At 62.8% G+C, this 766-nt stretch carries 1 protein-coding gene; it reads right to left on the bottom strand.

Annotated features, from left to right (window positions below; translation table 11 throughout):
• Positions 1–603 (bottom strand): DMT family transporter (locus tag HX846_RS18785; RefSeq protein WP_178965877.1); only part of this gene is annotated, 603 nt, incomplete at its 3' end.
• Positions 604–766: the final 163 nt, after the last annotated feature.

Here is a 766-nt window from a genome sequence, read left to right as displayed (position 1 = left end):
GGCCACAATCGGCAGCGCGATCACCAGCGCCCAGCAGATCACCTGCCAGCCACCCAGGGTGCGCGAGAGTTTGGCTCCTTCGGCATAACCGAGGCCGCACACCAGGATTGCCAACAGCATCAGCAAATCCCCGGCGGGCGCGGCGCTCAGGCCCTGGGCAACCGCGTAGCCCACCACCAGAAGGCTGCCCAGGATCGAAAACAGCCAGAACACCAACTTGGGCCGCTCGCCGCCGCGCCATACGCCGAAGACCGCAGTGGCTAACGGCAGCAGGCCGACAAATACGATGGAATGGGCACTGGTGACGTACTGCAAGGCCAGTGCGGTGAGCAAAGGAAAGCCGATCACCACGCCCAGCGCGACGATTGCCAGGGGCAGTAACTGACTGCGGGCCGGGGTTTTTTCCTTGAACAGCCACAGCAGGCACAGGCCGAGCAGGGCGGCGATGGTGGCGCGGGCGACGGTCAGGAATACCGGATCGAACTCCAGCACCGCCAGGCGCGTGGCCGGCAGCGAGCCGCTGAAGATCACCACGCCGATCAAACCGTTGATCCAGCCGCTGGCGTTGTTTTCCCGGGTGTTGAGGTGGGTGGTTCGTTCCATGGGTGTAGGGCTCGATAGGGATAAGTTGCGTCCTGCGCATCCTATGATTCACTATCAAGACAATCAAAAAATTGTCATGGATACATCGCCTATGGCCCGCGCCCGCTACAAGACATTGGTGGACACCTTCGCCCGGGATATCCGTTCGGGCGCGCTGGCGGCG

The organism is Pseudomonas sp. K5002, assembly GCF_013386655.1.
Lineage (GTDB): Bacteria > Pseudomonadota > Gammaproteobacteria > Pseudomonadales > Pseudomonadaceae > Aquipseudomonas.
Note: the sequence above shows the minus strand (reverse complement) of the source record. Positions and strands in the feature narration are given on the sequence as shown.